Genomic DNA, 5,021 nt, shown 5'->3' with positions numbered 1-5,021 from the left:
CGGCCTGGAGCCGTACCAGGTCGGCCACACCATCTCGCTGCTGTCCAACGTCGGCGCCGGAGGTGACGGGCAGTTCGAAGGAACGGCCTCCGGCTCGGTCCGGGGCGGCGAGGCGGACCCCCGGGTACGGTGTTTCGTGCGTCAAGAAAAAGTGTGAAACCTGGCCCTCCGATACGGCTCTGGCACTACATCAGGTGCCGAACTACCCGAAGCTCCGTGCGCGAATCGTTGACAGCCCAATACTTTCGCCTTAGAACTAACGGGCTCGGCGGCCGGACGGTGCCGCCGCGAGGAGGAGCCGCATGTCCGCACACCACTCGACCCGAACCGGCCGGCGCAGGGCGACCCGCCGCGCCTGGGTGCCGGCCGCCGTGGTCGCGCTCGGCATCACCGCCGGACTGCTGCCCGCGCTGCCGGCCGCCGCCGGTACCGGGGGCGACGCCCCGGGGGCGCCCGGCGCCGCGGCCACCTGGACCACCGGCGACAAGGACGGCGTCGGCACCGCTCTCTCGGCGCGCTCCACCGTCTGGTACACGCTGACCGGCGGCTCGATGAGCGAGGTCTACTACCCGAGCGCCGACACCCCGAACGTCCGCCGGCTCGACTTCGCCGTCACCGACGGCGCGACGTTCACGCAGACCGAGGACGACGCGTCGGCCACCACCCGCACGGTGGAACTGCTCGGCTCGGACTCGCTGACGTACCGCCAGACCACCACCGACAACGCCGGCCGCTGGCGGCTGGCCAAGACGTACATCACCGACCCCGACCGGGCCACCGTCCTGATCGACGTCGAGTTCCAGGCCCTGCGGCCCGGCGCGTACCGGCTGTTCGGCCGGTACGACCCCTCGCTCGCCGGAGACGCCGGTCAGGACACGGGCCGCACCGCGTCCGGGGCGCTGACCTCCGTCGACACCCGCACGCCGGGCGGGCCCGTGGCGAGCGCCCTGGTCTCCTCGACCGGCTTCACCGCGAGCAGCACGGCGTACGTCGGCGGCGCCGGTGACGGGTGGAGCGACCTGGCGGTGAACCACCGCCTCACCGACACCTACGGCCAGGCGGGGCCGGGCAACATCTCCCAGGTCGGCGAGATCGCCGTCGCCCCCACCGGCACGACCCGCGCCACACTGGCGCTGGGGTTCGCCGGGAACGAGGACGACGCGCTGGCCACCGCCCGTGCCGGCCTGGAACGGCCGTTCGCCGCCGCGGCAGCCGCGTACCGGGCCGGCTGGCAGGGCTACCTCGCGGGGCTGAACAAGGTACCCCGGCAGATCAAGGGCACCGACCTGGAGAAGCAGTACTGGGCGGCGGTGATGACGGTGCGGGCGCACGAGGACAAGACGCATCCCGGTGCGTTCAGCGCGTCGCTGACCATCCCGTGGGGCCAGGCCGCCGATGCCACCAACAGCGGCGGCGGGGGCGGCGGTTACCACTTCGTGTGGGCGCGCGACGAGTACCAGCAGGTCACCGGGTTGCTGGCGGCCGGCGACACGGCGGCGGCGCGGCGCGCGGTGGACTTCCTCTTCACCCGCCAGCAACTGCCCGACGGGCACTTCCCGCAGACCTCGCACACCGACGGCAGCCCCGACCAGACCAACATCCAGCTCGACGAGACCGCCTTCCCGATCCTGCTGGCCTGGCAGGTCGGCCGCGACGACGCGGCGTTCTACCGCGACCACGTGCGCAAGGCCGCCGACTTCCTGGTCGCCCAGGGGCCCTCGACCCCCCAGGAGCGCTGGGAGGAGACCGGCGGGTACTCCCCCTCCACCATCGCCGACATGATCGCCGCCCTGACCGCTGCCGCCGACATCGCCCGCCGCAACGGCGACACCGCGGGCGCGGCCGTCTACCAGTCCACCGCCGACTCCTGGCAGCGCCAGGTGGAGAAGTGGACGTACACCACCACCGGCCCGATCGGCGACGGCCACTACTACATCCGGATCAGCGGCAGCGGCGACCCGGACGACGGCGCGGTGCGCAACTGGGCCAACGGCGTGGGTGAGCACCCGGAGAACGCCGTCACCGATGCCGGCTTCCTGGAACTGGTCCGCCTCGGCGTGAAGTCCCCCGACGACCCGGCGATCGCCCGCTCACTGGCCGCCGTCGACGCCTCGCTCAAGGTGCAGACCCCCAGCGGCGAGGTGTGGAAGCGCTACACCTATGACGGCTACGGCGAGACCGCCGCCGGAGCCCCCTGGACCGGCACCGGCGTCGGCCGCCCCTGGCCGCTGCTGGCGGGCGAGCGCGGTGAGTACGAACTCGCGCGCGGCAACGCCGCACTGCCGTACCTGCGGACCATGGCGAACACCGCGAACAACGGCTACATGATCCCCGAGCAGATCTGGGACCAGGCCGACCCGACCTCCTACGGCCACGTCTTCGGCAAGGGCACCGGCTCGGCCGCGCCGCTGGCCTGGGCGATGGCGCAGTACGTACGGCTCGCCCAGGGCCTGCGGGCCGGCGCCCCGGTGGAGACCCCGCGCGTGGTCGCCGACCGCTACGCCTCGGGCCGGCTGCCCGCGACCCCGGCCCTGGACGTGACCGGCCCGGCCGACCTGAGCACCGCCGACGGCCGCACCGTACGAGTGACCGGCACCACCACCGGCCGCTCGGTCTACGTCTCGGTGGGCGGCGACAAGCGGCAGGTCACGGTGAAGGACGGCCGGTTCGACGCCGAGGTGGCGCTGACCGGCATCAGCAACCAGATCGTGGTGGCCGCCGTCGGCCGCGACGGCGGCACCGCCCAGGCCGTCCGCACGGTCATGGCGTACGGGCAGCGGCTCGGCGCTCTGACCGACCCGGCCGGTGACGACCACGGGCCCGGGAGCTACACCCTGCCGACCGACGGCGCCTTCGCGCCCGGCGCGTTCGACCTCACCGGCTTCGACGTCTACCGCGACGGCGACCGGATCCGGCTGGTCACCACGGTCGCCGGCCGGCTCACCAACCCCTGGGGCGGCGACCAGCTCAGCGTGCAGCGTCTCAACGTCTACGTCCGCGCCCCGGGGGCCGCCACCGGCCCGGCGCCGGCGCTGCCCGGCACCAACGCGGACACCGACGGCGCCTGGCGGTTCGCCGTGGTCGGCGACGGCCGGCACAAGACCAGCACCTACGGGCAGGGCGTCTACCTCCCGGACCTGACCCGGGTCGCGGACGCCGAGGTCGCCCTCACCGCGGTCCCGGCCGGCCGGCAGATCGTCCTGACCCTCCCGGCCGCCGCCTTCGGCACCCTGGACCCGGTCACCGCCGCCTACCAGGTCTCGATGCTGGGCGACGCCGACGACGGCGAGGGCATCGGCAACGTACGGCCGGTCTACAGTCTCGACTACTGGAACACCGGGCCCGGCTGGGTCAAGCAGTACCGCTTCGGCGGCGGCGCGGGCGTCATCGACGACTCCCTGCCGAGCAAGGACACCGACACCTCCGACCCCAACACCATCGACGTCATCACCCCGGCCGGCCGCTCCCAGGCGGACGTGCTGGACTGGACGAGGACCCCCGACGGCGGACCGGTCCGGCTGCCTTTCACCTCGCTGGGCGACTGACCCCGCGAAGGGTGCCCACCGACTGCGGCGGGCGCCCTTCGGGGTTGGCGTGCGGGAGCTCGGCGTTGGAGCGGCGGGTCTCAGCGGTTGGGGTACGGGCCTCGCTGTCCCCGTTCGGTGCGGCGCGGCACATGAGGATCATGATCAGCCGGTCCCTGCCCGGCCCGAGGTAGTCTGGGTGCGGGTCGGCCGGGGCGAAGCCGAGAGAGCGGTAGAGCCGCACCGCCGCCACGTTGCCGGGTTCGACGCTGAGCCTGATCTCCCGCAGGCCGGGATCGACCAGCTCGCGCAGGCAGCAGGCGAGCAGTTCCCGGCCGTATCCCTTCCGGCGCCACGGCTCCTCGACGCCGAGCGCGAGCAGCCAGGCGGTGTCGCAGCCACGGGCCGTCGCCAGCAGGGCGTAACCGTGCAGTCCCGTCGGTGCCGAGTCGTTGGCCACGCCGCACGAGGAGTTCCGCAAGGCCGTCAGTTCCTTCGCCGAGGCCCTGAGGCCGGGGGCCCCTTACGCCACGGCGTTCATGGAGAATTCCATGGGTTATCAGGTCGGAGACCACTGGTTTCCGGCCTGCGCCATCACCGCGCACGACGTGGAGGTCTGCCTGGCACCGTACTCCGACGACATGCGGATCGTCCGTATCGCCCCGCCGGAAGGGTGGACGGTTCGCGAGGGCTACACCGGCATGATCGTCGCCTGCGGGGTGCGGCGCGACATGTGAGTGCTGTTCGAACGGGGCCGAACGACGGGCGCACACATGCAGGGGGCTCGGGATGCGCATTCAACCACGCCAGCAGTTACTCGACGTCTGGCAGGCGATCGGCCGCCACTCCTTTCCCGGCGGGCGGTGGGAGTGGGGAGCGGACGGGGGGGCTGAGCAGTGTGGCGGACGCCGAGCGATTGCTGTGCCTGCTTTATCCGGCCACTGAGATGCAGGAATTCCGGCTGGACGATCCAGACCTGACCAATTCCGACGTACTGGCCGCGCTCGGCTCGGTCGGCAGCCGCAGCGATATTCCGGTGCGGCTGCTGGAAGCCATCTCGGCCTACATGCGCAGCCACACCGACGGGAAGGGGAGCCCCACGTTCGCCGGGGGGCATTACTTCCGGTCGGCCGACGAGAACCACGAACCGACCGCCGAACAGCTCGCGCTGGGCGTGGTGGAGTCGTACTCGATGTCGGTGACGCTGTCGCTCGCGACGCTGGGGTTTCTGAAGGCGTTCAAGGCCAGGTCGCGCCGGGCCGCTGGTGCGGCTCAGCGACTCGCCGGCCCCGTTCGCCGCGTACCGCACCACCTCGATCCTGCCGTCCCGCTTCCTGCCGATCGAACACGCGGTGCGGGTCGTCCTCGCGTTTCCCGCGCTCGTCGCCGCCCTGCCCGTCACAGCTCGGGCTCCGGTCCCGTGTCCGGTGCCGGATAGAACACGTACGCGGCCCGCTCGGCGATCTCGGCCGGTACCTGGACGCCCTCACCGGCCGC

The 5,021-nt window shown here is 72.6% G+C and carries 3 protein-coding genes and 1 pseudogene; 3 read left to right on the top strand and 1 reads right to left on the bottom strand.

Annotated elements, in window-relative coordinates:
* Positions 1-302: 302 nt before the first annotated feature.
* Complete coding sequence (locus tag VIW71_RS09435; protein WP_331621615.1) at positions 303-3,545, top strand: glucan 1,4-alpha-glucosidase; 3,243 nt, start codon at positions 303-305, stop codon at positions 3,543-3,545.
* Here the strand turns inward: VIW71_RS09435 and VIW71_RS09430 are convergent.
* Entirely contained in the window at positions 3,526-4,005 is a 480-nt protein-coding gene (locus tag VIW71_RS09430) for a GNAT family N-acetyltransferase (protein ID WP_331621614.1), read from the bottom strand. The two genes, VIW71_RS09435 and VIW71_RS09430, sit on opposite strands and share 20 nt — an antisense overlap.
* A 70-nt stretch (positions 4,006-4,075) precedes the next feature.
* Between VIW71_RS09430 and VIW71_RS09425 the strand changes: the two genes are divergently transcribed.
* A complete protein-coding gene (locus tag VIW71_RS09425; RefSeq protein WP_331621613.1) occupies positions 4,076-4,261 on the top strand; it encodes a hypothetical protein in 186 nt (61 codons plus the stop codon).
* Between the two features lie 52 nt (positions 4,262-4,313).
* Positions 4,314-4,782 (top strand): annotated as a pseudogene (locus VIW71_RS09420) (hypothetical protein); the annotation flags it as partial.
* Positions 4,783-5,021: the final 239 nt, after the last annotated feature.

It is taken from the genome of Streptomyces sp. (genome assembly GCF_036524955.1).
Taxonomy (GTDB): domain Bacteria; phylum Actinomycetota; class Actinomycetes; order Streptomycetales; family Streptomycetaceae; genus Actinacidiphila.
This window is presented reverse-complemented; position numbering and strand designations above follow the sequence as displayed.